This is a genomic window from Methylobacterium sp. WL119, from assembly GCF_008039875.1.
Classification (GTDB): Bacteria; Pseudomonadota; Alphaproteobacteria; order Rhizobiales; family Beijerinckiaceae; genus Methylobacterium.
On the sequence record NZ_VRUU01000018.1, the window covers coordinates 38,100 to 63,689 of the forward strand.

The window sequence follows — 25,590 nt, forward strand, 5'->3', positions numbered from 1 at the left end:
GCACACACGGCGTGCTGACGTGCGCACACCGAATGCTGCGTCAGGCGGCCCTCATCACGCGGACGAGGAGCCCCTTGGCGCGGAGGGTTTCGGCCCGCGAGGCCGCGAGCTCGCGCTGAAGGCGGGCGTTCTCCTGCGTCAGCGCCACGTTCTCAGTCTGGGTCGCGAAGAGGACCCGCCGCAGGGCATCGACGGCCCGGGCAGCGCGGGTGGCGGCGGTGATGTTGCGGTCGGCCTGTACGGCGTCGGCATGGGCCTGAGCGGCGAGGCGGTCCTGACGCGCGCGGAAGAGGACCGAAGCGAGGCCCTGTGCGCCGGCGTCAAAACCCTGGGCGATGTGGTGGGACGAGATGCTCATCGGGGGCCTCCTCGGTCGGCTGATGTGGCCACGATCTCAGCTCCGGATTCTCACGTCGAGGGGGAGTCAACACCTGTCCCTGGCCCGTACGCGGAAACAGGCCTCGAATTGTGAGCATCCCTAGCGCCCCGTTACTTCATGGGACAGAATCGAATTGTTCGCGGGACGGCGTCACCGGCTTCGGCCCCATGTGTGGGCGGATGCATGGGGCGGGCGCACGCTCCCGGGCATGCGCATGAATGTCTCCTTCGACGGGGCCGCGTTCTCCCGGCGGTCCCGAGCCTACATCAAGGAGACGGTAACGCCCGCGCTGGGCGAGGCGGTCTTGTATATGGCGGCGTCCGCCCGGAAGCAGCTCTCAGAGGCGACCGAGGTCTTTTTCGACCGTCCCATCGACTGGACGGTCGACGGCTTCGCCTTAAAGCGCGTCGAGGGGTCCAAGGCGGCGGAGGCACTGGTCTACGTCCTGCCGGGACGCGCCGAATATCTGGGCCTGGAGATCTCCGGTGCAGAGCGCGTCGCCGGGGATTTCGCGACGACGGATCAGGGGCCCCTCGTCCCCGGGCGTGACGCCGTCCTCGACGAGCACAGCAACCTCCACGAGGGCTTCGTTTCCGACGCCGTGTCACGCGGCGCCCGGTGGATCGAGGCGAAACCCGGCCGCCCATCCTCGTGCTGCCCGGACGCGACGGCCTGCAGGTCCTTTCCTCGGCGAGGCCCTTGGCGCGGCCGGGCGTCGTGCGGGAGTCGGGGCCCCGGGCGGTGCATCCGAGGAGCGTCCCGGCGACAGCGCCGGCAACGCCGGCCATCGCACCGACTTTAGGAGACGAGCGGCGCCCGGCCAAGGCCCATCCCCCGAACGCACCAACGGCGATCCGTAACGCGAAGGACGGCGGGATGCGCCGATCCGAAGCGAACGGCATCTAGTCTCCGGCCATCTCGGCGATTGCCGCCCCCGTGGAGAGAATGGGGGCGCCGGGACCGGCAGGGATGAGGTTATCGCGCGTACGACCCTCGGAGGCGGCCCAAGCCAAGGCGGCGCACGCCGTCATGTTGCGCATCCCCGCAACGAAGCCGAGACCGAAAGAGGTTGCGTAGCCCTGCATCCTGGATGCTTTTCCCGACGAGACCTGCCCCACCAATAGCAAGACGGCGTTGGCTTCGGGTGTTCCGACCCGGCCGGGAGGGCGCCTCGAAGGCTGCTGCCGCATTTAGATGGTGATCGGGCGGAAGTGCCCGCCACAGGGCGCTCCGTCCCTACCGGGTCGGTTCGGGTTCGGAGATGGGGGCACCGTCGTAGATCGCCCGCGCCGTTTCCCCCGTGCCGACGTTCGCGATGGAGCGCGTTTCGAACGCCAGGAAGTCAGGCGTCGGGCCACCGGCCTTCTTGCAGTCCTTGTAAAGGGAGACGAGCTGGTCGACGTACTTTCCGGCGGCCTTCCGTTGGTCCGGGAGCAGCCCGTCGGGAAGGAATGCGGCGAAGAGCTTCCTCATGTCGTTTTCGGTGTCGATGTTCAGCACGCTGAACTGCATGCTGTTCATGAGCGTTGCGATGTCCTTTGGGACGATGTTCTTTCCCCGTTCGTCATCGGGCAGGGTCGGGAAGCTCTGGATGACGGACAGGAAGCGGGCATAGATGCGGTAGGCGATTGCCCGCAGAAGGGGTTGACGCACCTCGGCCATCTCCGCCTTCGTCAGCTTCAGGGTCGCCAGAAGGTCGTCGAAATCCTTGGTGAGGCCGTTGCTCGACCCCTGGACGCCGCCGAACGCCATGGTGGTGATGCCGGACGTTCCGTATCCCGCTTTGGCGACAAGGAGGCTCAGCCGACGCAATTGATCGCGGAAGGTCGGCCCAGGCGCGAGGCCATCCTGGAGGGCGCCATGACCCGGCTCCGTCCGGTGGCGATGACGGCCATGGTGGCGTCCCTCGGGTTCGTGCCGATGGCGTTGGCGACGGAGACCGGGGCGGAGATCCAGCGGCCCCTGGCGACGGTGGTGATCGGCGGGCTCATCAGCGCGACCCTGCTGACCCTTGTCGTCCTGCCGGCGCTCTACGCCAGGTTCGCGGCGGCCATCGAACCGGCGAAGGGCGCGGCGGCGGAGGCCGGGACACGGTCCCATCCCGTCCTGCCGCAGGCCGCCGAGTAGCCGGGTCCCGGAGAAGTGCGTCATGGACGCGAGGGTATTCGGACCACTTCTTCTGTCGGCCTGGGCCAACGCAGCGGGCGCGCAAGAGGCGCCCTTCGGCCTCGCCTGGGGGCCCGTGACGGACGTTCCGAGGCCCTCGATGGTCGACCGGCAGGCGAACGTCACGGCGCTGACCTACCTCCACGACAGGCCCCTTGCATCGGGCGCCGACACCGACCGGGTCATCCTGGAGGTGTGCAGGGACGAGGGGCTGCAGCAGGTCGTCTGGCTGAGTCGGCCCCTCTCCGCCGCCGAGTTGCCCGCGCGCTACGATGCCATCCTCCGGGAAGGCACCCGCCGCAACGGGCCGCCCCGGTCGGATACCCGTTCCGGGACCTTGGCCTGGCCGAACGGCCGCACGCTGCTCGCCGTGGGCAAGCCGGGACCCGGTGGCAGGCGGCTGGTGATGCTCTCGCGCGGTGAACGCTATGATGCCCGCTCCCGCGCGCAAGCCTCCACGACGGGCCATCCGGCGAACGTCCACGCCGGACGCCTCATCGATGGGAAGGACGGCGATCCGAGGTAGAGGCGGTTCCTGACCGAGCCGAGGCTACCTCGGGATGAACGTTCCCTTATCCATGCCCGGCTTGGAAGTACGCACCCCGTGGAACGGTCCCGGAAGCATGGCCGTTCCCCGATTTCGCCGGATCGGTCCCGGACCTGATCCAGGCCACCAACAACCCACGAGGAAGCCCCCCATGAGGAAGTCCCTTCTCGCCGTCGCAGCCCTGGCCGCCCTCGGCGCCATCGGCATCGCCGCACCCGCCTCGGCCGCTCCCGGCATGATCGGCGCCATCGACGCCACCACCAACGTCGTGGACGTCCGCATGGACGGCATGCACGGCCATCGCGGCCATGGGATGCGCCATCATCATCACCGCGGGCACATGATGCGCCACCATCACCATCACCGCGGGCACATGATGCGCCACGGGCACAGCCATCGCCACCACCGCATGTGATCGTCCAGGGGCCCTTCGGGGCCCCTTATTTTTCTCGATTGAAACGACGGACCTCAAGGCAGGCAGGTCGCGCGGCCTGGCGGAAGCGAGCTTACATCCGCTCCTTGATGCCGGAGCCGACGAGCCACCAGTTCACCGGGTAGCTGGTCAGGAGTCCCGCGACCATGGCAATTTGCATGGCGAACCAGAACTCGACCGAGTTCACCGGAGCCCAATGACCGGCAAGGTGCGGGAACACGGCGAACTGGGCGAACGCCATGAAGCCGTACATGCCGACCTGCCAGGCGATCAGCGACAAGGTGTCGGCCTTGAGCGCGGCGACGATGCCCCGGCCCGGGGAGAGCCCGCGCATCGGCACGATGGCGTAATACTGGAACACGATTCCGAGCCCGAAGGCGAAGACAAAGTCCAGCGCCCAGACCGCGTACATCTTCTCCTCGAACAGCGACTGCCAGCCGAACCAGACCGCAACCGCCGGCACCAGGAAGGCGAGCCACTCGGCGGCGACGTCGCCGAGCATGCAACCGCTGCCGCAATGGAGCGCGCCCTTGCCCACCATCACCGGAAACGGAGGTTGCGTCATGTTCGGGGGCTTCCCGTCCCGCTCCATCGCGCGGTGATGCGCCTCCATGGTGGCGTGGCGGCCATAGCGAAAGTAGGCCCAGACCACCGCGACCGTGCCGAACAGGGCGCTGACCGGCCAGACGACATTCATCACGGTCATGTGCTGCGGATGCCGGATGACCTGCACCGACAGTAGGATCGAGCAGGCGGCCCCGAGCAGCAGGGCGAGGATCGAGAGCGCGTGGAGCCAGGCAGGGAACATCGTGGCCATGCCGCTCAATGCCCCATCGCCAGCATCCAGACGGCCATGGCGGCCATCATCACGTTCTCGGTCAGCGAGACGAAGCCGAGCGGCACCTTGCTTGATCCGCCGACGCAGGCGCACTTGATCTCGCGCTTCTCGACGTAGACCGCCTTGAACACCGAGACCGCGCCGATGGTGCCGATGAAGAGGGCCACGGGGATCGACAGCCAGTTCAGGGCCCCGGCCACCATCAGGACGCCGGCGATGCCTTCCAGGAACGGATAGGCGTAGGCGTAGCGCACCCAGCGCTTGGCCAGCAGGTCGTAGCCGAGGAACATCGACGAGAAGGTCTCAACGTCCTGCAGCTTGAGAAGGGCCAGCACGCACATGCTGAAGGCGATGAACCACTCGGCCGCCCTCACTGTAAGGGGCGTGCCGTACACGGCGTAGCTCGCCGCGAGCGCCATCAGCGCCGTGATCGAGAACACCGCCACGACCGGCGTGTAGGTCGTCACGTTCGGGTCGTTGGCCGCCTGCCCGAAATGCCGCCTGAGGTCGTCGAAACCCCCGACCCGCTCGCCGTTGATGAAGGTCTGGGGCGTCGACTCGACCCCGTGATCGGCCTTGAAACGGTCGGTCTCCTCGCGGGTGCTCAGCCAATGATCCTCCACCTCGAAACCCTGGCGTTCGAGGAGGTCCTTTGCCTTCAGGCCGTAGGGGCACGTGTGCTGCGGCATCATCATCCGGTACAGGACGGCCTTGCGGGACGCGGTGGCTTGCATCGGAAACTCCGTGGGTTGTCTGGCCGGGATGCCGTCCGCTCGTTGCCGTGGAAACGACGGATCGGTCGCGGCCGATTGGGCTTGCGCACCTTCCTGGACCTTCCCATCATGGGAAGGTCAACGGAGGGGCTCTCACGATGAACATCGGCGAGGCGAGCCGGGCCTCGGGGGTCTCGGCCAAGATGATCCGGCACTACGAAAGCATCGGGCTCGTGCCCCCGGCGGACCGTCGCGACAGCGGCTACCGCGATTACGGGACCGCCGACCTGCACCGGCTCGGCTTCATTCGGCACGCCCGGGACCTGGGCTTCTCGCTGGACCGCATCCGGGTGCTGCTCGGGCTCTGGAGCGACCCCGACCGCAGCAACGCCGACGTGAAGGCCATCGCGAGGGCCCATGTCACGGAACTCGAACAGCGGGCCCGCCAACTGAACGAGATGGCCGACGCCCTGCGGTCCCTGGCAGACGCCTGCGACGGCGACGGCCGGCCGGACTGCCCGATCATCGCCAGCCTGGAGACCGGGGCGAACGTCCCGGCCTGCCATCCGGGCGGCTCCCAGGGGGCGATGCCGCCCCCCGCACCGCGTCGGAAGGCCGTGGCCGGTCACTGAGCCCGAACCGGCTCCGGCGGCGCTTCGATCAGGCGGCCATCTTCCGGCAGCTCTCGGCGCAGCGGCGGCACTGCTCGACGCAATGCTGCATGTCGCCTACCTGCTCGCAGCTTCGGGCGCAGTCCTCGCAGACGTCGGCGCACTCGGCGCAGGTGTGCTTGTGATGCCTCGTCCCGATCAGCATGAAGTGCGCCGACGTCCGGCACATCTCGGCGCAGGCCAGCATCAGGCGGAAGTGCTCGGGCTCGACGTGCTTGCCGCCCGCCGGGAGGCAGTGGTTCGAGGCCATGCCGAGGCAGGTCTGATAGCAGCGAAGACATTCGTCGATGCAGGACTGCATCTCGCTCGACATATTGCCCATGTGAAGCTCCTTTATGTTAGACAAAAAGAGACGAGCATCAGCACTGGGTGACAATATGCCTCCAGTATTGCCCTGCTCATTCTGTCAACTCAGGCCGCTATAGTTCGTTCTAATAAATTCCTTTCTTCTTGGCCGGGATTTTTAATCCGTCCGCCGGCGCCTACTCCGCCGCCTCGCGGTAAGCGGGTCGTTCGGCCGGGGAGCCACTCGCCGGCGTCTCGGCGGCCGTGGACAGGCCCCATCCCTTCACGAGTCCGTAGACGGCGGGGATCACCACGAGCGTCAGCACGGTCGAGGACACCATCCCGCCGATCATCGGCACGGCGATGCGCTGCATGACCTCGGAGCCGGCGCCCGTGCTCCACAGGATCGGAATGAGGCCCGCCATGATGGCGGTCACCGTCATCATCTTCGGGCGCACCCGCTCGACCGCGCCGACCATGATCGCCCGCCGCAGATCCTCGCGGGACAGGGGCCGCCCCTCGCGTGCGCAAGCGGCCCGGACCTCGTCGAGGGCATGGTCGAGGTAGACCAGCATGATCACCCCGGTCTCGGCCGCGACGCCGGCGAGCGCGATGAAGCCCACCGCCACCGCCACCGACATGTTGAAGCCCATCCACCACATCAGCCAGATGCCGCCGACCAGGGCGAACGGCAGCGACAGCATGACGATGAGCGTCTCGGTCAGGCGGCGGAAGTTGATGAACAGCAGCAGGAACACGACGAGCAGCGTCAGCGGCACTACCACCGTCATGCGCGCCGCGGCCCGCTCCAGGTACTCGTACTGACCGCTCCACTGCAGGGTCGTGCCCTGTGGGAGTTTGACCTCGCTGTCGACCGCGGCCCGCGCGTCGGCGACGTAGCCGCCCAGGTCGCGCCCATTGATGTCGACGAAGATGTAGACCGCAAGCTGTCCGTTCTCCGTGCGGATCGAGGTCGGGCCCCGGGTGAGTTCGACCTTGGCGACCTCGCGCAACGGCACCGTGCCCCCGGCCGGGAGTGGCACCTGCACCTCGTCGGCGATGGCCCGCGGATCGGACCGGAAGGCCCGGGGGTAGCGGACGTTGACGGTGTAGCGTTCGCGTCCCTCGACGGTGTTCGTCACGCTCTGGCCGCCAAGCGCCGTGGCGATGACGTCCTGCACGTCCCCGACCATCAGCCCGTAGCGCCCGAGCGCCTCCCGGTCCGGCGTGATGTCGAGGAAGTAGCCGCCGATGACCCGTTCCGCGTAGGCGCTGGACGTGCCCGGCACGTTGCGCACCACCGCCTCGACCTGGCGGGCGACCCCTTCCATCTCCTTCAGGTCCGTTCCTAGCACCTTGATGCCGACCGGGGTGCGGATGCCGGTCGAGAGCATGTCGATTCGGGCGCGGATCGGCTGCGTCCAGGCATTCGACACGCCCGGGAACTGCAGCGCCTTGTCCATCTCGGCCTTGAGGCTCGCCAGCGTCACGCCCGGCCGCCACTCGGACGGCGGCTTCAGCGCGATGACCGTTTCGAACATCTCCATCGGCGCCGGGTCGGTCGCGGTGTTGGCGCGGCCCGCCTTGCCGTAGACTGAGGCCACCTCCGGGAATGATTTTATGATGCGGTCCTGGGTTGCGAGGAGCTCGCCGGCCTTGGTCACCGACAGGCCCGGCAGGGTGGTCGGCATGTACATCAGCGTGCCCTCGTTGAGGTCGGGCATGAACTCCGAGCCGAGCTGACGGGCCGGCCAGACGGTCGCCGCGAGGACGCCTAGGGCGAGCAGGACGGTTAGGACCCGCGCCCGCAGCACGCCCGCGATCAGCGGCCGGTAGAGCCAGATCAGGAGCCGGTTCAGCGGGTTCCTGTGCTCCGGGATGATCCGGCCCCGCACGAACAGCACCATCAGCGCGGGGACCAAAGTCACCGACAGGATCGCGGCCGCCGCCATGGCGAAGGTCTTGGTGAAGGCCAGCGGACCGAACAGGCGGCCCTCCTGGCTCTCCAGGGTGAAGATGGGCAGGAAGCTGACCGTGATGATGAGGAGCGAGAAGAACAGGGACGGGCCGACCTCGGACGCCGCCTCGACCAGGATCTCGACCCGGGGCTTGTCCGGTGGCGCCCGTTCCAGGTGCTTGTGGGCGTTCTCGATCATCACGATGGCCGCGTCGATCATGGCGCCGACCGCGATGGCGATGCCGCCCAGGCTCATGATGTTGGCGCCGAGACCCAGGGCTCGCATGCCGACGAACGCCATCAGGATCCCGACCGGCAGCATCAGGATGGCGACGAGCGCGCTCCTCACATGCAGCAGGAAGACGATGCAGACGAGCGAGACGACGACGCTCTCCTCGACCAGCGTGTGCCGCAGGGTGTCGATGGCCGCGTCGATGAGCTGGGAGCGGTCGTAGACCGGCAGGATCTCGGTGCCCGCGGGAAGGCTTTTCGCCACCTCCGCGAGCTTCGCCTTAACACCCTCGATGACGTTCAGCGCGTTCGCGCCGAAGCGCTGCAGGACGATGCCGCCGGCGACCTCGCCCTCGCCGTTCATCTCGGTGATGCCGCGACGCTCGTCCGGTCCGAGCTCGACCCGGGCGACGTCGCGCACCCGCAGCGGCGTGCCGCCCGCGGTCTTGAGGACGATGTTCTCGATGTCGGCGACGCCCCTCAGGTAGCCGCGCCCGCGGACCATGAACTCGAACTCGGAGAGCTCGACCGTGCGGCCGCCGACGTCGGCGTTGCTCGACCGGATCGCGTCCCTGAGCTTGTTGAGGGAGATGCCCTGCGCGCGTAGCCGGTTCGGGTCGACCACGACGTTGTACTGCTTCACGAAGCCGCCGACGCCGGCGACCTCGGCGACGCCCTCTGCCCGCGAGGCCCCGAACCGGACCACCCAGTCTTGCAGGGAGCGAAGCTCGGCGAGCGTCCGTTCCTTGGCCACCACCACGTACTGGTAGACCCAGCCCACGCCCGTTGCGTCGGGGCCCAGCGTCGGGGTCACGCCCGCCGGCAGGCGGCTCGCCGCCGCGTTGAGGTACTCCAGCACCCGCGAGCGGCCCCAGTACGGGTCGGTGCCGTCCTCGAAGATGACATAGACGAACGACACCCCGAAGAAGGAGAAGCCGCGCACCACCTTGGCCTTCGGCACCGTCAGCATGGCGGTGGTCAGGGGATAGGTGACCTGATCCTCCACGACCTGGGGGGCCTGCCCCGGGTACTCCGTGTAGACGATGGCCTGCACGTCCGAGAGGTCGGGGATGGCGTCGAGCGGCAGGGTCCGCAGCGACAGGACGCCTGCCGCGACGGCGAACACGGTGCCCACCAGCACCAGTACGAGGTTGCGGGCCGACCATCCGATGAGGCGCGCGATCATGGCGTCGCTCCCGCGTCGGCGGCCAGGCGGTCGTCCTTGGGAGGCGCCAGGCCTTGCAGTGCCGCCTTCAGGTTGCTCTCAGCGTCGATGAGGAAGTTGGCCGAGGTCACCACCCGGTCGCCGGTCGAGACGCCGTCGCGGATCTCGGTGTAGCCGCCGCCATGTACGCCGACCTTCACGGCCTTGGGCTCGAAGCGACCCTCGCCGCGGTCGATCAGCACGACCTGTCGCTCGCCGGTGTCGATGACGGCGTCGTCGGGCACGGCCACGACCGGCATGGCGTCCCCCGTCGCGATCTCGACGTCGGCGTACATGTCGGGCAGCAAGGTGCCGTCCGGGTTCGGGAGCTCGATGCGCACCCGCGTGGCCCGGGTCTCCGGATTCACCTGCGGGTAGATCACCCCGACCTTGCCGGTGAAGGTGCGGCCCGGGGCCGAGCGTAGGCGGATCGTGGCGGTTTGCCCGACGCGGACGTTGGCGAGGTCGCGCTCGGGCACGTCGGCCAGCACCCACATGGTGGAGATGTCGCCGATCCGGAACAGGGTATCCCCGGCCGCGGCCTTCATGCCCTCGATGGCGGTCCGTTGCAGGACGATGCCGTCCCGGGCCGAGGACCAGGTGATGGCCATCGGCACGTTCCGGGTGCGCTCCATCTCGTCGATCACGGCCTCGGAGACGTTCAGGTTCCGTAGGCGCCGCCTCGCGCCGTCGAAGCCCGGGTTGGCGATGAGCTGGGCCGCCGCGGCGTTGATCTCGGGCGAGTAGACGTGGACCAGCGCCTGTCCCTTGCGGACGCGGTCGCCGGTGGTGACGTTCTCGACGTGGTCGACGTAGGCGTCCGAGCGTGTCGCGATGACCGTCACCCGCCGCTCGTCGAGGGCGACGGTGCCCGGGACGCGCACGGGCTGCGCCACCACCCGCCGCTCGACGACCTCGGTCCGCACGCCGGTGCGCTGGACCTTGCCGGGCGAGACGGTGACGACATTGCCGTCGCTGTCCTCGCCCTCGTAGACGGGGATGTAGTCCATCCCCATCGAATCCTTCTTGGGCGTGGCCGAGGTGTCCGGCAGGCCCATCGGGTTGCGGTAGTAGCGTATGGGCCGGGCGCCCGCGGCGGCCTTCGCGTCCCCGGCCTTCCCCATGTCCTGGGCGGCCATGTCGTGCCCGGCCATCCCCTGCCCGGCCATCCCCTGCCCGGCCATGTCGGCGGGCATGGCCTCGTCCGCATCCGGCGCGTCGAAGCGCACGTCCTCGCTGGCGTGGACCGCCCGGAACTCCCGGCCATCCGCGGTCGCCATCGGCGAAAGCGAGTAGACCGGCTTCCCGTCCGGGTCCTGGTAGTAGACCACCGGTCCGGTCGCCTTCGCGGAGGCCCTAGCCTGCGCGGCCGGCATGGGGCCCGGAGACCACCGGGCGAACTCCGTCCGGGCGCGCTCGGCGAGCGCCGGCACGGGGTTCTCCCCATGCCCCGCGACATAGCCGGCGCCCCCCGCCGCGAGTGCGGCGAGGGTCCCGGCGAACCAGGCCGCGCGGCTCACTTGACGGCCTTGAAGACCAGCTTGTCCTCGACCGTGCCGGTCTCGCCCTGGACCTTGGCCCCGAGCGACAGGCGCCAGCCGCCGGCCATCGTGAGCTTCGCCTTGAAGCGATAGACGCCCGGTTCGGTCGTGGGGAGTTGCTCGATCTTCGAGGTCATCTCGTCCATGCTGTCGGGCGCCATGTCGATGCGCTTGGCGAAGATCACGGCGTCGGGAACTGGCTTGCCGCTGCGCTTATCGAGAAGGCGCACCGACAGGACAGCCTCGCCGACCTTGGCCTCCTGCTGCACGAGCTCGAAGCGGTAGTCCTTGGTGTCGGCGAATGCCGGGAACGCGGTCGCCGACAGGGCGGCACCGAGCAGCGCCGCCGAGACGGCGCGCGAAAAAGTCTTCTGGGTCACGGGGGATGTCTCCTGAACGACGGGAAGGGACGCGTGGTCATGCGTCACCGTGCCGGCGCATGCGGCGCCGGCGTCATCGGTTCAGGCTCGGGGGGGCTCGGGTAGCGGCGTCCCATGCACGCTCGCGAAGGACCCCGAGGCGGGCCAGGACAGTGTCGCACGGGACGCGACGGGAGCCGGGACGGCGACCGTCCCCGGCAGCAGGGACACGGCGCTTGCGAAGCACAGGGCCATCAGCGGGCAGCCCTTGGTGCAGTCGGGCTTCTTCGCCGTTTCCTTCGGGCAGCAGGGCATGTCGTCCATGGCCATCTCGGCCATGTCCATCGCACCCATTACGGCATGATCCATGACCATGCCGTGGTGAACGACCGGCATCGAGGCCGCGGCCTCGTGAGCGATGGACGCGTGCATGCCCACAGTGGCCGCGGGAGCGGTCACCGGCGTCAGGGCGAGGCTGAGAACCGCCAGCAGCGGCAACAGTCGCCTAAGGGCAAGCCGAAGGGTCACGGATGCAGGATGCCAAATTCTACGGTCGGGCGAAAGCCCGTTCCGAATTCCTCGAACGACGCAGGACCAGGTTGGTTGCAAGCACCCGTCAGGCGAGCACCGCCGGGAAGCCGGCCGCAACGATGGCTCCGGCGATCCGGTCGGCCGGGCCGGCGGCATCGGACACGGTCACGAGCTTGGCACCGAGGTCCACATCCACCCGGGCTCCAGGCTCGATGCCAAGCACCGCGCGGGTCACGGACTTGGCGCATCCGCCGCATCCCATTTTGTCGACCTTGTAACGGAGCATGACGCTCTTCCTTCGATAACGTCACGCCGGGATGGGGCTTCCCATAGTGGTAAGGTCAAGGGTCGCCGGCCGATGTCCTCTCACGCTTGCCCGAATGCTTGAACGATGCCCCCGACGGCGCGAGCGGCGGCATCTGGCGGGCATCCAATTCCGTGAACCCAGGTGGATCGGGGAACGGGCCGGCGCTTAGCGTACGCGCCACAGCAACAGGGCGAGCACTACGTTGCCCAGGGCAAGAACGGTCAGGACGGTATAGGTCGCATCGGCTCCGCCATGTGTCAGCACGACGGCCCCGAGGGATGGCGCGAGCGCCTGCGCCACCAGGCCCGGACGTGCCAACAGGCCGACGAGCGCGGCGTAGCGTTCCGGACCGAACAGGGCCAGGGGCACCGTACCCCGTGCAATCGAGTAGATCCCGTTGCCGGCCCCGTAGAGGACCAGCGCCAGCCCGACCAAGGGTAGGCCGGCCGCCAGCATCGTGACCCCAAGGACCACCAGGATCATGGCGGCGGTCAGGGTCCAGAGTGGGTGATGCCGGCCCTTCCCGGCCATCTCGACGATGCGCGCCCCCACCTGCGACGGTCCGATCAGGGCGCCGTAAGCGACGGCCGAGGCCAGCGCGACGCCACGGGCCTGCAGCAGGGTGATGAGGTGCACCGACACCATGGCCATCACCGTGCCCCCGAGGGTCAGCACCCCCGTCATGAGGAGGAAGGCACGGTGTTCCCGACCATGGAGACGAATGACGGGGCTCGGGCCTGCGGGTCGCGTGACCGGGTGTGCGGGCGGGGGATCGCGAGCAGGACGAGCGGCAGCGTGACCGAAAGATGCAACCCGGCATAGGCGAGGCAGGTCCCGCGCCAGCCGACCCGTTCGACGAGGAAGGCCGAGAGCGGCCAGCACACCGTGCTGGCGAAACCGCCCCACAGGGTCAGGGTCGTGATGGCGGACCTTGCCTCGGCGCCGTAGAGGCGTCCGAGCGTGGCGAAGGCGGGATCGTACAACCCGGTGCCCATGCCGAGGCCGACGAGAAGCCAGGCCGCCAGATAAGCCGTGAGGTTCGGGGCCAGGGCGAGGCCCGTGAGGCCCAGCGCCAGGGCGATGGCGGCGAAGGCCAGCACCGGCCGCCCGCCATGCTCCCCTATGAAGGCTCCCACCCGCGGCGAGACGAGGCCCGCGACGAGGAGGCTGGCCGACAGCCCTCCGATGACCCAGCCGAGGGGCCATCCCGTATCCTTCGACATCGGCGCGGCCAGCACCGACAGCAGGTAGAACGAGGAGCCTCAGGTCAGGATCTGGATGACGCCCAGGGCCGAGATCACGGGCCATCGACGCGTCGGGGGCATCGCCGCGCTACCGAGCCCCGAGCAGGGGCAGCCACAGTGCCAGGGCCGCCAGGGTGACGAGCAACACCGGCGGGGTGATCACGAGGCCGACCCGCATGTACTGACCCCAGGTGATGGGCTGGCCCTTGGTATCTAGGACGTGGAGCCAGAGCAGGGTCGCCAGACTCCCGATGGGCGTGAACTTCGGTCCGAGGTCGCAGCCGATGACGTTGGCGTAGACCATGAGCTCGCGCATCAGGGGCGACAGGTCCGGTGCCTGCTGGATCGAGAGCGCCCCCACCAGCACGCTCGGCATGTTGTTCATGACCGAGGACAGGATGGCTGCGGCGACCCCCGTACCGATGGTGGCCACGAACGGTCCGTGGCCCGAAAGCCAGACGAGGCCTTGCGCCAGGTAGTCGGTCAGGCCGGCGTTCTTCAGCCCGTAGACGACGAGGTACATGCCGAGGCTGAACAGCACGATCTGCCAGGGGGCACCGGCGAGCACCTTGCGGATCGGGATGACGCGGCTCCTGTTCGCAAGCACCAGCAGCACCACGGCGCCGGCGCAGGTGACCGCCGATACCGGCACGGCGAACGGCGCGGTCACGAAGTAGGCCACCAGCAGCAGGGCCAGGAGTGGAAAGGCCGCCTTGAACACTAGCGGGTCCTTGATCGCGTGCGGCGGCGCTTCGAGCTCGGCCACGGGGTACGTGGCCGGAAGGTCGCGCTGGTAGAACAGCCACAGCACCACCAGGGTCGCCGCGAGCGAGACGAGGTTCACCGGCACCATCACGACCGCGTAGCGGCTGAACGAGATGTCGAAGAAGTTCGCCGAGACGATGTTGACGAGGTTCGAGATCACCAGCGGCAGGCTGGTCGAGTCCGCCACGAACCCACAGGCGACGATGAAGGCCAGGGCTGCCGCGGGCTTGAAGTCGAGTCTCAGCAGGATGGCCAACACGATGGGGGTGAGCAGCAGGGCCGCGCCGTCGTTGGCGAACACCGCGGCAATCGCCGCCCCCAGCAGGATCACCAGCGGAAACAGCAGGCGCCCCCGTCCGCCGCCCCACCGGGCGATGTGCAGCGCCGCCCAGTGGAAGAAGCCCGCCTCGTCGAGGAGCAGCGAGATGATGATCAACGCCACGAACGTGAAGGTGGCATCCCAGACGATGTGCCAGACCACCGGGATGTCGCCGGGGTGGATCACCCCGGTGGCCAGGGCGACGGCGGCCCCTGTCAGGGCGCTCCATCCGATCCCAAAGCCCTTCGGCTGCCAAATGACGAAGACGAGGGTGACGACGAAGATGGCGAGCGCGAGCATCGGACCGATTCTCGTTTTTGATTTTGTGAGGCGATCAGGCGGTGGCGACGCGGCGCCCGTGCTCGTCGACGACGCGCCCGCCGTCCTCCTCGACGAATTCGCCCTGCTGGGCAGGCAGGAGGTCGAGGACCGCCTCGGAGGGCCGGCATAGGGCGACGCCCTGAGGGGTGACGACCAACGGGCGGTTCAGCAGGATCGGGTGCGCGGCGATGGCATCGAGAAGCCGGTCGTCCGTCAGGCTCGGGTCCGCGAGCCCGAGCTCGGCGTAGGGCGTGCCTTTCTCGCGCAGGAGATCGCGCACCGTCATGCCGGCACGCTCGGCGAGTTGGCGCACCAGGGTCCGGTTAGGGGGCGTCTTCAGATACTCGATCACATGCGGCTCGATGCCGGCGTTGCGGATGAGGGCCAGGGTGTTGCGGGACGTGCCGCAATCCGGGTTGTGGTAGATCACGACGTCCATCAGGCGGTCTCCTCGCAGCAGGCGGACAGGGCGGCGACGGCCGGGGCGCAGACCTCCGGGCGGCCCTGGCAGCAATCGCGCATCAGGAACTGGATGAGCTCCGAGAGGTCCGGGTAGGCGGCGCTGTAGATGATCGACCGGCCCTCGCGCCGGGAGGTGACCAGGCCGGAATGGCTGAGTTCCTTCAGGTGGAACGACAGGTTGGTGCCGGACACGCCGACCGCCTCGGCCAGCATGCCGGCCGCCATCCCGTCAGGCCCCGCGGTGACGAGCCGGCGCACGATGTGCAGCCGATGCTCCTGGCCAAGGGCCGCGAAGGCAGCGACGGCTTGCCGTTCGTCCATCATGATGTCAATATCTCAACCATCATTGAAACGTAGAGGATAGACGTTCCTTGGACAAGCCTCGACAGCCCTTCGCCGACGGCCTGCCGAACCTGAGCGAGGGGCACTTCGAAGTCCCGACGGCCGCCGGCCTGCAGGTGGCGACGCCGTTCGCCCACGCCCCGCGCTTCCTGATCCTCTACGGGTCGCTCCGGGAGCGCTCGTTCAGCCGCTTCCTCGCCTACGAGGCCGCGCGCCTGCTCGAGGCGATGGGCGGCGAGGTCCGCATCTACGACGCGCACGGCCTGCCGCTGCCCGACGACGCCACGGCCGATCACCCCAAGGTCCAGGAACTCCGCAACCTCTCGCTCTGGTCGGAAGGGCACGTCTGGGTCAGCCCGGAGCGACACGGGGCCATGACCGGGGTGATGAAGAGCCAGATCGATTGGCTGCCCCTGTCCGAGGGGTCCGTGCGACCGACGCAAGGCAGGACGCTGGCCGTGATGCAGGTCTCGGGCGGCTCGCAGTCCTTCAACGCCGTCAACGGCCTACGCGTGCTCGGGCGCTGGATGCGGATGGTCACCATCCCGAACCAGTCGTCGGTGCCGATGGCCTACAAGGAGTTCGACGAGGCCGGCCGGATGAAACCCGGGCCGCTCTACGACCGGGTCGTCGATGTATGCGAGGAACTGATGAAGTTCACGCTCCTGACCCGCGAGCGATCCGACTACCTCGTGGACCGCTACTCGGAACGCAAGGAGCGGGAACCGGATCGGCTCAAGGCCGTCGCCGCCGACATCGGGTTCCAGGCCCGGCCGGCATGAGGATCAACGGCCTGGTGGAGATCGGGCGGAGGCGCAGCGGCATGGACACGGGTCTCCCGCGCTGGCAGCCCGACCAACGCTGATGCCTGCCGGTCCGTAGGCGGACCGCGCACCCATGGCCGGCTATCGCATCCGTTGGCCTATCCGGCGCTCCGATGCCCGGAACGGCCCGGGACGGTCCAGGTCAGGCAGCCCGCCCCGCCGCGCCGACGCCGACATGGCTGACGCTCCAGTGCTCAAGGTGCTTGTAGACGATGACCTTGTTCGCGAGCTGGGCACCGTGCCGGCCGCAGAAGCCTTCGAGCTGCTCGCGGGTGCCGATCAGCTCGACGCACATGGTCAGCTCGGGGTTGAGCGACTCGGCCCCGTCGTCCTGGATCGGCCCGTGGTTGCTGTAGCCGTGTTGGGACTGGTGGGCGACGGCGTTCATGAGGCCCTCCGCCTTGGCCTGGGCGACGAGCTCCCGATAGAGCGGCCTGCCGCCGGAAAACCATCCGGTCCGACCGGTGCCCGCCCGGTCCCGGGGCCTCATGTAGATCCGGATCATGCCGGTCTCGGTCGCGACGACGCGATGCGAAGCGTTCATGTCGGCTCCTTCAATGGACGGTGGACGAGGGGGCGGGCCGGGGCTCGACGGCCGGCGCGCGCCCCGACCGCGCCTCGCGTAAGGTCGCGCCGCCGGCGAGGCCTGTCGCCGCCTTCGGGACGGCGATGCGCTGCGACAGGTAGATGCCGTTGTGGCCCGAGCAGAGGTAGGCGAGGAAGCAGGCCACCGCGAGGTAGACCCCGTGCGTCGCGCCGAAAAGCTCGATGCCCATCAGAGTGCAGGCGAGCGGCGTGTTGGCGGCGCCCGCGAAGACCGCGACGAACCCCAGCGCCGCGAACAGGTCCACCGGCGCGCCGAGCAATCCGGCCAGGGCGTTCCCGAGCGCGGCCCCGATGAAGAACAGGGGGGTGACCTCGCCGCCCTTGAACCCGGCGCTGAGGGTCACGACCGTGAACAGGATCTTCAGGGCCCAGCTCCAGGGGTGCACGTCCGGACCGAAGAAGGTGTTGATGGTCATCCCGCCGGGGTCGGCCGCCGAGACGCCGAGCCCGACGTAGTCGCGCGTCCCGAAGGCGTAGACGAGGCCGATCACGGCCAGTCCGCCGATCACCGGGCGAAGCGGTCCGTACGGGACCAAGCGCTTGAGCCACCCGCCGAGGAGGTGGTTGGCCTCCGCGAACAGCAACCCGACGAGGCCGAACGCGAAGCCGGCGACGGCGACCTTGACGAGAAGCAGCGGATCGACGGTCAGGGCCTTCGCGCCGCCGGCGAGGAAGTCCACGTGGTAGAAGCCGTGGTGGATGCCCCAGGCCTGGCAGGTCCAGTCCCCGACGACCGCGGCGAGGAGGCAGGGCACCAGCGCGGCGTACTCGACTCGACCGACTGCGAGCACCTCCAACGCGAACACGGCGCCGGCGATGGGCGTGCCGAAGACGGCTCCGAAGCCGGCGGCGATGCCCGCCATCAGGAACACCCGCACCCCGGGAGCGTCGACCCCGAACATCCTACCGAACGCGCTGGCGAGGCTGCCGCCCATCTGGACGGCGGTACCCTCGCGGCCGGCCGATCCGCCGAACAAGTGCGTGACGATGGTGCCGAGGAAGATCAGGGGCGCCATCCGGAGCGGCACGCCCCCGTCGGGATCGTGGATCTCCTCGACGATGAGGTTGTTGCCGGCCTCCACGCTCTTCCCGAACACAAGGTAGAGCAGGCCTACGGCGAAACCGCCGACGGGAAGCAGGAACAGCAGCCAGGGATGGTCGAAGCGCGCCCGGGTGGCCTCGTCGAGGCTCCACAGAAAGGCGGCGCAGAGGGTCCCCACGGCGACGGCCATCGGCACCAGGATGGCCGACCAGCGCGCCACCGAGATGGCGTGCGACCGGCGTGTCCGCAGGAAGCCGGCGAGATCGAGGTCGTGAAACAGGTTTTGGAACGACGCGCGCATGAGTCCTCCAATTCGCAAAAGCGCGAAAAGTAGGAGTCATCAGCCGCATCAGGGATCGGCGGTTCGGCTCAAGGCCCGGCAGACACCATTACCGTGGGAGGCTTATTCGCGATTGCCTCCCGGTGGTCAATCCCGGGGGATCGATGAAGGTCGGATGCGACGAAATCCGTGAACGGGTCGGCCGGCGGTGATAGGAGCGGGCGGGCCGACCCCGGGGACCCATTCATGACCATCTCGTGGCTCGGTGCCCTGATCACCTTCCAGGTGACCTTCACCGAACTCTTTATCGCCGCCTCGGTGATGCTGACCGGCGCCTACCGGTTCGGATGCACGCTGATGGGTATCGAGCTGTTCGGCGCGACCCATGGGGTCTACCTCGCGGTGGCCTGCTTCCTAGCCTACCTCTGCTCGGGCCATAACGGGATCTACCTACCCCAGCGCATCGCCGTGCCGAAGGCGGCGCAGGGCCTCGCCGGCGGCGCGACCCTGCGCGATGCTCGGACGGCCCGCGCGCCGGCCGTTCAGCCCCAGCCTACCTCTTAGCATTCCGGTCACTGAAGGAGCCGTCATGACCTCGTCGCATCGCGTCGTCGCCACCGAGGGCGACGTCGCCGCCTTCTTGTGGTTCGATGGCGGCATGTCCTGCGTCGTCACCGGACGCACCGACGAGGCCCGGCTGCCAACCATCGCGCAGGCGGTCGATGAGCAGGTCCGTGGCCTCGCGCCGGATCGGCGGCAGCCGTGACCCTCGACCAACTTCGCATCTTCGTGGCGGTGGCCGAGCGGCAGCACGTGACCCGAGCCGCCGAGGCGCTGAACCTCGTCCAATCGGCGGTCAGCACGGCGATCGCCAATATCGAGGGGCGGCACGCGACGAAGCTGTTTCACCGGGTCGGCCGTGGGATCGAGCTGACCGAGGCGGGGCGCGTGTTCCTCATCGAGGCTCGCGCGGTGCTCGCCCGGGCGGAAGCCGCCGAACTGGTGCTCGCCGACCTCAGCGGCCTGCGACGGGGGACGCTGACGCTCTACGCCAGCCAGACCATCGCCAGCGACTGGCTGCCGCGCCACCTCGTCGCCTTCCGCCGGGCCTATCCCGAGATCGCCGTTCGCTTGGCCGTGGGCAATACCGCCGATGCCGCCGACGCGGTGCGCGCGGGGACGGCCGAACTCGGCTTCGTCGAGGGGGCGTTGGACGACCCGACGCTTACGAGCACCACCATCGCGCGGGACCAACTCGTCCTCGTGGTCGCCCCAACACATCCCTTCACAGGGGTGACCGCGCTCGCACCCGAGGACCTCGCCGGGGCCGATTGGGTGCTGCGCGAGGCGGGATCGGGAACCCGCTCGGCCTTCGAGGCAGCGCTCACGGAGGCCGGTCTGGCCGTGGCCCGGCTCCGGGTCACGCTCGAACTGCCTTCCAACGAGGCGGTCCGCGCCGCCGTCGAGGCCGGAGGCGGGGCCGCCGTTCTGTCCGAGACCGTAGTGGCAGCTGCGCTTCGGGCCGGAACGCTGGTGCGGGCGGCGTTTGCCCTGCCGAGCCGTCCGTTCCGGGTGCTGCGCCACAAGGAGCGCTACCGCAGCCGGGCCGCCGACGCGCTGCTCGACCTGATCGAGGAGGCGGCTGCCGGATGAGGGAACCTGCGAAGCCCGTTCCCCCCGACGACCCGCGGGTCAGGCTCGCCGAGGACCGCACGGTGCTGGCAGCCGAGCGCACCTTCGTGGCGTGGCTTCGCACCGGGCTCGCCTTCCTCGGCGTCGGCCTGGCCGCGCAGCGCTTCCTGCGAGAGGTGCTGGCGGTCTGGCCACTGAAGGTGCTGTCGCTCACGCTGATCGCCTGTGCGCTCGCCTCGTTCGCCGGCGCCGCATGGCGGGACCGAGCGATCCGGGCGCGACTCGCCCATGCCGAGATCCCGATGATGCCGCGCATCCTCACCATCGGGGTTGCGGCCCTGCTCATCGCGATCTCGGGCCTCGCGGCTACCGCCCTGCTCTGGGCGTGAGGTCAGGCCACCGTGACCCGTACCCGGTGCCAGGCGGCGCTGAGGTAGCCCTTGTAGTTCCAGGTGTCGTCGGGCGCGGCCGGCTGGGTCTGGCCGGCGGAATCCCAGGCCCGCACCGCGAGTTCGTGCTCGCCGGTCGTCAGCTCGCGCTCGATCTCCCAGAACGTCCAGGCGTAGGGCGCGTCGGCGTCGCGGTCGATCCGGGCCTGCGCCCAGCTGCGACCGCCATCCGTCGAGACATCGACGCGGGCGACCGCGCGGTCGCTGGCGATGGCGTAGCCGCGGATCGCTTGCCGGCCGGCCTTCAACGCTGCGCCGCGGGCGGGCTCGCAGATCGCGCTGTTGAGCGGCATCGCCTCGATGGTGATGCCGTGGTCGGGGTCCGCGGTCTCGGCGGTCACGTCGGGCGGAAACAGCTTGTAGTCGTCGGCCTGCATCGGGTTGTCGGAGGGGTGATCCTGCACCGTGATGCGGGCGAGCCATTTCGGGCTGCGGATGCCGGCAAATCCCGGCACCACCACGCGCAACGGATAGCCGTGCTCGGGGGCGAGAGGCTCGCCGTTCATCGCGAAGGCGAGCAGCGTCTCGGGCGCCAGCGCCTTGGCGAGCGGGATCGAGGCGCCGAAGCGTATGTCCGACCCCGCGATACGGTCGTGGCTCTCGAAGGCGACGTGGCGCGGACTGCCCGCATCGATCCCGGCGGCGTGCAGGACGTCGGCGAGCCGCACCCCAGTCCATTCCGCGTTGCCGATGGCGCCGGCCGCCCACGGGTCGCCGGCGACCGGGGCCACCGCCAGCATGTCGGCCCGGCGGTTGCCGGCGCATTGCATCACCGCCGTGACGGTGACGTGCGCGAAGCGTGCCTTCAGATCGGCGACGGACAATTCGAGGGGCGTCGCGATCATCCCGTCGACAGTCAGGCGGTAGCCGTCGGCGTCGAGGTCCGGGATGCCGCCGTGGCTGCGGACGTAGAAGTCGGCCTGGTCGGTGAGGAAGGCCGCCCGCAGGCGATCGAGCGGCGGCTCGGCATTGTAGGGCGCCTCGCCGTGCACGATGAGGCGGTCCTTGCGCTGGAACAGGCCGAGCATGGGGTTTTTGTCCTGCGTTCGTGACGTATCGACGACGAGAACGCGCCGGGGGCGATAAGGCCCCCGGCGCGCGTCGCCTCAGGGCTTCATCGTCGAGACCACCGCGTTCTTCGCCCGGTCCACTACGGCGACGCTGAGGTCGCGGTTGAGGACGTAGGCATGGGCGTTGTCGGCCGAGAACGCGATCGCCTGGCGCGGCTCGTTCAGGCCGGTCACCGTGGCGACGACCTTGAGGGTGCCGGTGTCGATCACCGAGAGCGAGTTGTCCTTCAGGTTGCCCGAATAGACGAAGCGCCCGTCCGGGGTCAGTGCGGCGCCGTAGGGGTCCTTGCCCACTTCCACTTCGGAGGTGACCTTATGGGCGGCGACATCGACCACGCCGATGGTATTACGGCCGCTGTTGGCGGCAAAAAGCGTCTTGCCGTCCTTGGTGATCGAGATGGCGCGCAGCTTGTCGAACCCGGCGATCTCACCGGTGATCTTGTTGGTGGCGGTATCGACCAACGTGATCTTGTCGCCAAGGAAGTTCGTGACGAACACGGTCTTGCCGTCAGGCGACAGCTTCACGCCCTGGCGCGGCTGCGCGAAGCCGGGGATCACGGCCTCGGCGAGCATGGTCTTGGTGTCGAACACGGTCAGCGTGCTCGCGGCCTCGTTGTTGACGTAGAGCTTGGTCCCGTCGGCCGAGAGCACCGTACCGAACGCGCCGGGGCCCGCGGCGAGAACGCCGGCCTCCTTGCCGGTGGCGGTCTCGTAGACCGTGATCCGGCCGGTGCCGCTGTCGGAGACGTAGAAGCGGGCGCCGTCCGGTGCGAACACGATGTTGCGCGGCGTGACGAAGCCGTCGAGGCGGCGCAGCACCGTGCCCTTGGCGACGTCGTAGACGACGACGGCGCTCTCCTCGCTGTTCGACACAGCGGCGACGGTCCCGGCGGCGTTCAGCGCCAGCGCGTTATTCTTGATCGCGCCGTCGAAGCCGGCGGCGAACCCGGGCTGGGCCTGGGCTAGGAGCAAGGCGGCTCCGGTGAGGAGGGTGCGGAGGCTGGTGCGGATATGGGTCATGAAGCGGGTCTCTCGGGCATGCGCGCTCGTTCGGCGGCCGGGGCCTGCCGTGAGGGCTGGTTCGAAATCGGAAATCCGTGGTGTAAGGCCGGGCCGGCCGTGCATCGCCCTGAGGAGACGCCGGAAGGCGCAGATTATTCCCCGAGGCCGGCGAAAAAAACGCGGCGGCCTCGGGACTCGGGGGGGGTCAGGGCGTTGGCTTCAACGCCGTGAGGTAATCGATGATGGTTTGCACGTCGGCCTGATCGACGGGCGCCTTGTAGACGTGGACCATCTTGTTCACGGTCTCGGTCCACTGCGCCTTCGTGAGCTTGGGTTGGGTCAGCACCATCCCGGCCGAGTGGCAGGCGAGGCAGTTGTTGTTGACGGCCTCGGCCCCCGGTCCGTCGGGGAAGATCCGGTCGGAGGTCGGCATCACGATTGATTGCGAGGTGAAGCGCATCGGCTCGGGAGCCGGGGCGGCGAGCGCCACCAGGGGAGACAGTATGAGCGCGGCGATGAGGGCCGCAGGGCGGATCGGGTGCATGGCTGGTCTCCTCAAGCGGCCTGGAAGGACACGGCCTCGATGCCGTTCTGCATGAAGCCGGCGCCGTTCCAGACCCGGTCCATGGGCTGCGCGACGCCGTTGGTATTGGTGCAGCGGACCCTGACCGTGTGGGTGCCGGCGGCCAGCGCCGGAAGGCTGCCGTCGAAGCGGCGGAAGCTGTAGGGGCCCTCGTCGGCGCCGAGTTGCGCCGGAAACCACGTCGCTCCGCCGTCTCCGGAGAACTCGACCGCCTTTACCCCGCAATCGCCGCCGAAAGCGATGCCGCGGATGGCCACCGGCGTTCCGGCTGCCACCTTGGCGTCGTCCTGCAAATTGGTGATGAACGAGCGCGGCACCATCCTGTTGATCGGTACCGTCTTGAAGCCGGTCTGGCCGGGTTTGATGTTGGCGCCCGGCACGTCCGGAATGCGGTAGGCGGTCTTCATCCAGTATTGGTCGTCGGGCTTGTCCAGCACCTCGATGTCGGACAGCATCTTGACCCAGTAGGTCGAGTACCAGCCCGGCACCACGAGGCGGAGCGGGAAACCGTTGAGCAGCGGGAGCTGCTCGCCGTTCATCGCGTAGGCGATCATCACCTCACCATTGTTGGCGTGGTCGAGATCGAGCGACTTCTTGAAGTCCGGCGCGTCGTCGACCACGGGCTCGTCGAGGCCGTTGAAGCGCACCTGCACGGCACCGGCCTTCACCCCGGCCTTTTCGAGCACGTCCTTCAGGCGCACCCCGGTCCAGCGGGCGTTGCCCATCGAGCCGTTGGCCCATTGAGCGCCGGGCACCCGCGGCTCGAACAGCCCGCGTGAATTGCCCGAGCACTGGTTGACCGCGGCGATCTCGAAGCGCGGCAGGCCGGCGATGGCGTCGAGCGAGAGCGAGAGTTCCTTGTCGACGTGGCCGCGGACCTTAAGACGGAAGGTGCCGGCGTCGACTTCGGTCGGGATCGAGGCCCAGTGCCAACGGACGTAGAAGCGGTCGTTGGGGGTGAACACGCCCTCGTCGAACACCGAGAACGGCGTCTCCAGCAGCGGCGGATGGGTGCGTTGAAGGATCATCTCGGCCTTGCCCGGAAAGGCGGTGGTCAGCGCCCGCTCATCCGGGCCGCCAGGCAGCGGAAGCTTCACCGAGCCTGCCGCCCAGGCCGGTATGGCGGCGCCGAGGCTGCCGAGCCCTAGGCTACCCAGGACGAGGCGGCGGTTCATTGGTCTGTCCAGTCCGTGCATGGTTTCCCCCTTTAAAGATGTCGGCGTCGATGCGTTCGAGGGCACCGGGCGGGTGGCAATTTCTTGCAACCAAGGAGATGTTACGGGATGAGATTTATTCCCGCCAACGGTCATTCGCGATGCGAACGATCTCCCGATGCGATGGTTTAGAAACTTTCGATCTCCGCCTCCGTGGTGACGGAGGCCGTTTAAGCGTCACGCCGCCGGCGCTTCGACGGGCGCGGTCCTGCGATGCCCGAACAAGGCGTGACGTTCGGCGAAACCGCGCAGGGCGACAATGCCGAGCGGTTCGAGGGCATGCGCCAATCCGTCGATGAAAGTGTCGGTGGCGATCAGCGGCGTGTCGTAGGTCTTGCACAGGCGCTCGACGCGAGCGAGCACGTTGAGATCGCGGCCGATCGCCGTGAAGTCGACCCGGTCGCCGCCGCCGATATTGCCGTAGGCGATCTCCCCGACATGAAGTGCGACGCCGACCTCGAAGGCAGCTGTGTCACCGTCGCGCAGGGTCGCAAGCGCAGCGAGTGCGGCCTCGGCGGCACGCAAGGCGGCACGGCGCGCCGCAGCCTCGTCGCGATCGGCATCGAACACGGCCAGTAGCCCGTCGCCGATATACTTCAGTACCTCGCCGCCTTCCGCCTCGATGGCTGGCACGATGCCATCGAACATCCGGTTGAGGGCGGCCACGACACGGTCGGGGCTCTGCCGGTCGGACAGTTCACCGAACCCGCGCAAGTCAGTCAGCATCATCGCGGCCCGCATCAGACGGACATCGCCGCGCCGCACTGTGCCGGCCAGGATTTGCCGTGCCGGGTCGCACCCGACATAGGCGCTCAGCACCGCGCCGAGCATGTCGTCGAGCGCCTTGATCTCGAACAGCAGCGAGAACGGCTCGACCAGCGCCAGCAACGTGTCGATCTCGATCAGCGTGAAACCGCCCGGTCTCGCCGTGGCCCAGGAGGCGGCGCCCATGCGTCCACGCGCGGCGCGCAGCGGCACGATGAGGTAGTCGGTCAGACCCTCGTCGCGAAGCTCGCCCAGCACGGGAAACGGCAGCGGCCCATCCCCGTCGAGACGGCATCGGAACGGGGTACGGGTCTCGACCACGTGCTCGACGGTGTTGCCGTGAAAGGTCGGCGTACTCTCGATGCCGTGGCGGCGACGCAAGGCTAGGCTCGACGCTCCTGGATGCCAGACGCGCATTACCCAGCGGAACGACGGATGCAGGGTCGGCGCGTGGGTGGTGGCGCGGGCCAGTGGCAAGCCAAGCCCCAAGAGGCACGCACTGAACCCG

28 protein-coding genes, 4 pseudogenes and 1 riboswitch are annotated in these 25,590 nt (G+C 68.7%); of the genes and pseudogenes, 10 read left to right on the top strand and 22 right to left on the bottom strand.

The genetic code is table 11. The features are described 5' to 3' along the window. Positions 1-40: 40 nt before the first annotated feature. Positions 41-358: a hypothetical protein gene (locus FV227_RS09855; RefSeq protein ID WP_147853394.1), complete on the bottom strand. Its 318-nt coding sequence runs from the start codon at positions 356-358 to the stop codon at positions 41-43. A 235-nt stretch (positions 359-593) separates the two neighbouring features. Between FV227_RS09855 and FV227_RS28925 the strand changes: the two genes are divergently transcribed. Beyond that, complete coding sequence (locus tag FV227_RS28925; protein ID WP_187274742.1) at positions 594-1,181, top strand: hypothetical protein; 588 nt, start codon at positions 594-596, stop codon at positions 1,179-1,181. Here FV227_RS28925 and FV227_RS29760 read toward each other — a convergent pair. Further along, positions 1,063-1,464 (bottom strand): annotated as a pseudogene (locus tag FV227_RS29760) (hypothetical protein); the annotation flags it as partial. The gene FV227_RS28925 and the pseudogene FV227_RS29760 overlap by 119 nt on opposite strands. Positions 1,465-1,615: 151 nt before the next feature. Beyond that, positions 1,616-2,191, bottom strand: coding sequence for a hypothetical protein (locus FV227_RS09865; protein ID WP_187274744.1), 576 nt, complete (start codon positions 2,189-2,191; stop codon positions 1,616-1,618). Here FV227_RS09865 and FV227_RS09870 point away from each other — a divergent pair. The 3 genes and pseudogenes from FV227_RS09870 to FV227_RS09880 all read left to right on the top strand — a co-directional run. Next, positions 2,189-2,506: pseudogene (locus FV227_RS09870) on the top strand (efflux RND transporter permease subunit); the annotation flags it as partial. The gene FV227_RS09865 and the pseudogene FV227_RS09870 sit on opposite strands and share 3 nt — an antisense overlap. Positions 2,507-2,645: 139 nt before the next feature. After that, positions 2,646-3,071 carry a threonyl-trna synthetase gene (locus tag FV227_RS09875; RefSeq protein WP_147858840.1) on the top strand — a complete coding sequence of 142 codons (426 nt, stop codon included), beginning with the start codon at positions 2,646-2,648 and terminating at the stop codon, positions 3,069-3,071. 172 nt (positions 3,072-3,243) lie between these two features. Continuing rightward, entirely contained in the window at positions 3,244-3,507 is a 264-nt protein-coding gene (locus FV227_RS09880) for a hypothetical protein (protein WP_147853397.1), read from the top strand. A gap of 91 nt (positions 3,508-3,598) precedes the next feature. On the opposite strand, the gene FV227_RS09885 is transcribed toward FV227_RS09880, so the two are convergent. Beyond that, the gene (locus tag FV227_RS09885; RefSeq protein WP_147853418.1) at positions 3,599-4,333 is read right to left on the bottom strand and encodes a DUF4396 domain-containing protein; all 735 of its coding nucleotides are present in this window, start codon (positions 4,331-4,333) and stop codon (positions 3,599-3,601) included. A 14-nt stretch (positions 4,334-4,347) separates the two neighbouring features. Further along, positions 4,348-5,097: a glutaredoxin gene (locus tag FV227_RS09890; RefSeq protein WP_147853398.1), complete on the bottom strand. Its 750-nt coding sequence runs from the start codon at positions 5,095-5,097 to the stop codon at positions 4,348-4,350. 137 nt (positions 5,098-5,234) lie between these two features. On the opposite strand from FV227_RS09890, the gene cueR reads away from it, so the two are divergent. Beyond that, positions 5,235-5,708, top strand: a complete 474-nt coding sequence (gene cueR / locus FV227_RS09895; RefSeq protein ID WP_147812918.1) for a Cu(I)-responsive transcriptional regulator — start codon at positions 5,235-5,237, stop codon at positions 5,706-5,708. Between the two features lie 28 nt (positions 5,709-5,736). Here the strand turns inward: cueR and FV227_RS09900 are convergent, their stop codons facing one another. The 10 genes and pseudogenes from FV227_RS09900 to FV227_RS09945 form a co-directional block, all read right to left on the bottom strand. Further along, positions 5,737-6,069 (bottom strand): four-helix bundle copper-binding protein, encoded by a 333-nt coding sequence (locus FV227_RS09900; RefSeq protein WP_147853399.1) that lies wholly within the window; start codon positions 6,067-6,069, stop codon positions 5,737-5,739. 160 nt (positions 6,070-6,229) lie between these two features. Further along, a complete protein-coding gene (locus tag FV227_RS09905) occupies positions 6,230-9,406 on the bottom strand; it encodes a CusA/CzcA family heavy metal efflux RND transporter (protein ID WP_147853400.1) in 3,177 nt (1,058 codons plus the stop codon). Then, complete coding sequence (locus FV227_RS09910) at positions 9,403-10,944, bottom strand: efflux RND transporter periplasmic adaptor subunit (protein WP_147853401.1); 1,542 nt, start codon at positions 10,942-10,944, stop codon at positions 9,403-9,405. The genes FV227_RS09905 and FV227_RS09910 overlap by 4 nt, the downstream gene beginning before the upstream one ends. Next, on the bottom strand, positions 10,941-11,345 hold the full coding sequence (locus FV227_RS09915; RefSeq protein WP_147853402.1) for a FixH family protein: 405 nt from the start codon (positions 11,343-11,345) through the stop codon (positions 10,941-10,943). The genes FV227_RS09910 and FV227_RS09915 overlap by 4 nt, the downstream gene beginning before the upstream one ends. An 81-nt stretch (positions 11,346-11,426) precedes the next feature. Beyond that, complete coding sequence (locus FV227_RS09920; protein ID WP_147853403.1) at positions 11,427-11,852, bottom strand: hypothetical protein; 426 nt, start codon at positions 11,850-11,852, stop codon at positions 11,427-11,429. 88 nt (positions 11,853-11,940) lie between these two features. Further along, positions 11,941-12,141 (bottom strand): heavy-metal-associated domain-containing protein, encoded by a 201-nt coding sequence (locus FV227_RS09925; protein WP_147853404.1) that lies wholly within the window; start codon positions 12,139-12,141, stop codon positions 11,941-11,943. Between the two features lie 186 nt (positions 12,142-12,327). Next, positions 12,328-13,409 (bottom strand): annotated as a pseudogene (locus FV227_RS09930) (MFS transporter). 85 nt (positions 13,410-13,494) lie between these two features. Continuing rightward, on the bottom strand, positions 13,495-14,790 hold the full coding sequence (locus FV227_RS09935) for an arsenic transporter (RefSeq protein WP_147853405.1): 1,296 nt from the start codon (positions 14,788-14,790) through the stop codon (positions 13,495-13,497). A gap of 34 nt (positions 14,791-14,824) precedes the next feature. Beyond that, the gene (gene arsC / locus FV227_RS09940) at positions 14,825-15,250 is read right to left on the bottom strand and encodes an arsenate reductase (glutaredoxin) (RefSeq protein ID WP_147853406.1); all 426 of its coding nucleotides are present in this window, start codon (positions 15,248-15,250) and stop codon (positions 14,825-14,827) included. Then, positions 15,250-15,597, bottom strand: coding sequence for a metalloregulator ArsR/SmtB family transcription factor (locus FV227_RS09945; RefSeq protein WP_147853407.1), 348 nt, complete (start codon positions 15,595-15,597; stop codon positions 15,250-15,252). The genes arsC and FV227_RS09945 overlap by 1 nt, the downstream gene beginning before the upstream one ends. 47 nt (positions 15,598-15,644) lie before the next feature. Between FV227_RS09945 and arsH the strand changes: the two genes are divergently transcribed. Further along, entirely contained in the window at positions 15,645-16,397 is a 753-nt protein-coding gene (gene arsH, locus FV227_RS09950) for an arsenical resistance protein ArsH (RefSeq protein WP_147853408.1), read from the top strand. Between the two features lie 184 nt (positions 16,398-16,581). Here arsH and FV227_RS09955 read toward each other — a convergent pair whose 3' ends face one another. Continuing rightward, positions 16,582-16,983, bottom strand: coding sequence for a DUF190 domain-containing protein (locus FV227_RS09955; RefSeq protein ID WP_147853409.1), 402 nt, complete (start codon positions 16,981-16,983; stop codon positions 16,582-16,584). Positions 16,984-16,993: 10 nt separating this feature from the next. Next, positions 16,994-18,388: a voltage-gated chloride channel family protein gene (locus FV227_RS09960; RefSeq protein ID WP_147858841.1), complete on the bottom strand. Its 1,395-nt coding sequence runs from the start codon at positions 18,386-18,388 to the stop codon at positions 16,994-16,996. A 23-nt stretch (positions 18,389-18,411) separates the two neighbouring features. Next, positions 18,412-18,490, bottom strand: a riboswitch (Fluoride riboswitch). A 225-nt stretch (positions 18,491-18,715) separates the two neighbouring features. Between FV227_RS09960 and FV227_RS09965 the strand changes: the two are divergent. The 4 genes and pseudogenes from FV227_RS09965 to FV227_RS09980 all read left to right on the top strand — a co-directional run. Beyond that, positions 18,716-18,931, top strand: a pseudogene (locus FV227_RS09965) (voltage-gated chloride channel protein); the annotation flags it as partial. A gap of 25 nt (positions 18,932-18,956) precedes the next feature. Then, positions 18,957-19,133: a hypothetical protein gene (locus FV227_RS09970; RefSeq protein ID WP_246686477.1), complete on the top strand. Its 177-nt coding sequence runs from the start codon at positions 18,957-18,959 to the stop codon at positions 19,131-19,133. Continuing rightward, positions 19,130-20,020 (top strand): LysR substrate-binding domain-containing protein, encoded by an 891-nt coding sequence (locus FV227_RS09975; RefSeq protein ID WP_147853411.1) that lies wholly within the window; start codon positions 19,130-19,132, stop codon positions 20,018-20,020. The genes FV227_RS09970 and FV227_RS09975 overlap by 4 nt, the downstream gene beginning before the upstream one ends. After that, positions 20,017-20,388 carry a DUF202 domain-containing protein gene (locus FV227_RS09980; protein ID WP_147853412.1) on the top strand — a complete coding sequence of 124 codons (372 nt, stop codon included), beginning with the start codon at positions 20,017-20,019 and terminating at the stop codon, positions 20,386-20,388. The genes FV227_RS09975 and FV227_RS09980 overlap by 4 nt, the downstream gene beginning before the upstream one ends. Positions 20,389-20,390: 2 nt before the next feature. Here FV227_RS09980 and FV227_RS09985 read toward each other — a convergent pair whose 3' ends face one another. The 5 genes from FV227_RS09985 to FV227_RS10005 all read right to left on the bottom strand — a co-directional run. Next, positions 20,391-21,476 carry a sulfite oxidase gene (locus tag FV227_RS09985; protein ID WP_147858842.1) on the bottom strand — a complete coding sequence of 362 codons (1,086 nt, stop codon included), beginning with the start codon at positions 21,474-21,476 and terminating at the stop codon, positions 20,391-20,393. A gap of 78 nt (positions 21,477-21,554) precedes the next feature. Beyond that, a complete protein-coding gene (locus FV227_RS09990; protein ID WP_147858843.1) occupies positions 21,555-22,538 on the bottom strand; it encodes a beta-propeller fold lactonase family protein in 984 nt (327 codons plus the stop codon). 187 nt (positions 22,539-22,725) lie between these two features. After that, a complete protein-coding gene (locus tag FV227_RS09995) occupies positions 22,726-23,064 on the bottom strand; it encodes a cytochrome c (protein ID WP_147853415.1) in 339 nt (112 codons plus the stop codon). A gap of 11 nt (positions 23,065-23,075) precedes the next feature. Beyond that, complete coding sequence (locus FV227_RS10000) at positions 23,076-24,299, bottom strand: molybdopterin-dependent oxidoreductase (protein ID WP_147853416.1); 1,224 nt, start codon at positions 24,297-24,299, stop codon at positions 23,076-23,078. 195 nt (positions 24,300-24,494) lie between these two features. Next, on the bottom strand, positions 24,495-25,590 hold a 1,096-nt coding region (locus FV227_RS10005; protein ID WP_147858844.1), incomplete at its 5' end, for an adenylate/guanylate cyclase domain-containing protein.

Excerpts from the sequence above, each read along its gene's own strand:
- FV227_RS09855 (WP_147853394.1), bottom strand. The coding sequence starts at position 358 with ATGAGCATCTCGTCCCACCACATCGCCCAGGGTTTTGACGCCGGCGCA.
- FV227_RS28925 (WP_187274742.1), top strand. The coding sequence starts at position 594 with ATGAATGTCTCCTTCGACGGGGCCGCGTTCTCCCGGCGGTCCCGAGCC.
- FV227_RS09875 (WP_147858840.1), top strand. The coding sequence starts at position 2,646 with ATGGTCGACCGGCAGGCGAACGTCACGGCGCTGACCTACCTCCACGAC.
- FV227_RS09880 (WP_147853397.1), top strand. The coding sequence starts at position 3,244 with ATGAGGAAGTCCCTTCTCGCCGTCGCAGCCCTGGCCGCCCTCGGCGCC.
- FV227_RS09885 (WP_147853418.1), bottom strand. The coding sequence starts at position 4,333 with ATGTTCCCTGCCTGGCTCCACGCGCTCTCGATCCTCGCCCTGCTGCTC.
- FV227_RS09890 (WP_147853398.1), bottom strand. The coding sequence starts at position 5,097 with ATGCAAGCCACCGCGTCCCGCAAGGCCGTCCTGTACCGGATGATGATG.
- cueR (WP_147812918.1), top strand. The coding sequence starts at position 5,235 with ATGAACATCGGCGAGGCGAGCCGGGCCTCGGGGGTCTCGGCCAAGATG.
- FV227_RS09900 (WP_147853399.1), bottom strand. The coding sequence starts at position 6,069 with ATGGGCAATATGTCGAGCGAGATGCAGTCCTGCATCGACGAATGTCTT.
- FV227_RS09905 (WP_147853400.1), bottom strand. The coding sequence starts at position 9,406 with ATGATCGCGCGCCTCATCGGATGGTCGGCCCGCAACCTCGTACTGGTG.
- FV227_RS09925 (WP_147853404.1), bottom strand. The coding sequence starts at position 12,141 with ATGCTCCGTTACAAGGTCGACAAAATGGGATGCGGCGGATGCGCCAAG.
- FV227_RS09935 (WP_147853405.1), bottom strand. The coding sequence starts at position 14,790 with ATGCTCGCGCTCGCCATCTTCGTCGTCACCCTCGTCTTCGTCATTTGG.
- arsC (WP_147853406.1), bottom strand. The coding sequence starts at position 15,250 with ATGGACGTCGTGATCTACCACAACCCGGATTGCGGCACGTCCCGCAAC.
- FV227_RS09945 (WP_147853407.1), bottom strand. The coding sequence starts at position 15,597 with ATGATGGACGAACGGCAAGCCGTCGCTGCCTTCGCGGCCCTTGGCCAG.
- FV227_RS09955 (WP_147853409.1), bottom strand. The coding sequence starts at position 16,983 with ATGAACGCTTCGCATCGCGTCGTCGCGACCGAGACCGGCATGATCCGG.
- FV227_RS09960 (WP_147858841.1), bottom strand. The coding sequence starts at position 18,388 with ATGCGCGCGTCGTTCCAAAACCTGTTTCACGACCTCGATCTCGCCGGC.
- FV227_RS09970 (WP_246686477.1), top strand. The coding sequence starts at position 18,957 with ATGACCTCGTCGCATCGCGTCGTCGCCACCGAGGGCGACGTCGCCGCC.
- FV227_RS09980 (WP_147853412.1), top strand. The coding sequence starts at position 20,017 with ATGAGGGAACCTGCGAAGCCCGTTCCCCCCGACGACCCGCGGGTCAGG.
- FV227_RS09985 (WP_147858842.1), bottom strand. The coding sequence starts at position 21,476 with ATGCTCGGCCTGTTCCAGCGCAAGGACCGCCTCATCGTGCACGGCGAG.
- FV227_RS09990 (WP_147858843.1), bottom strand. The coding sequence starts at position 22,538 with ATGACCCATATCCGCACCAGCCTCCGCACCCTCCTCACCGGAGCCGCC.
- FV227_RS09995 (WP_147853415.1), bottom strand. The coding sequence starts at position 23,064 with ATGCACCCGATCCGCCCTGCGGCCCTCATCGCCGCGCTCATACTGTCT.
- FV227_RS10000 (WP_147853416.1), bottom strand. The coding sequence starts at position 24,299 with ATGCACGGACTGGACAGACCAATGAACCGCCGCCTCGTCCTGGGTAGC.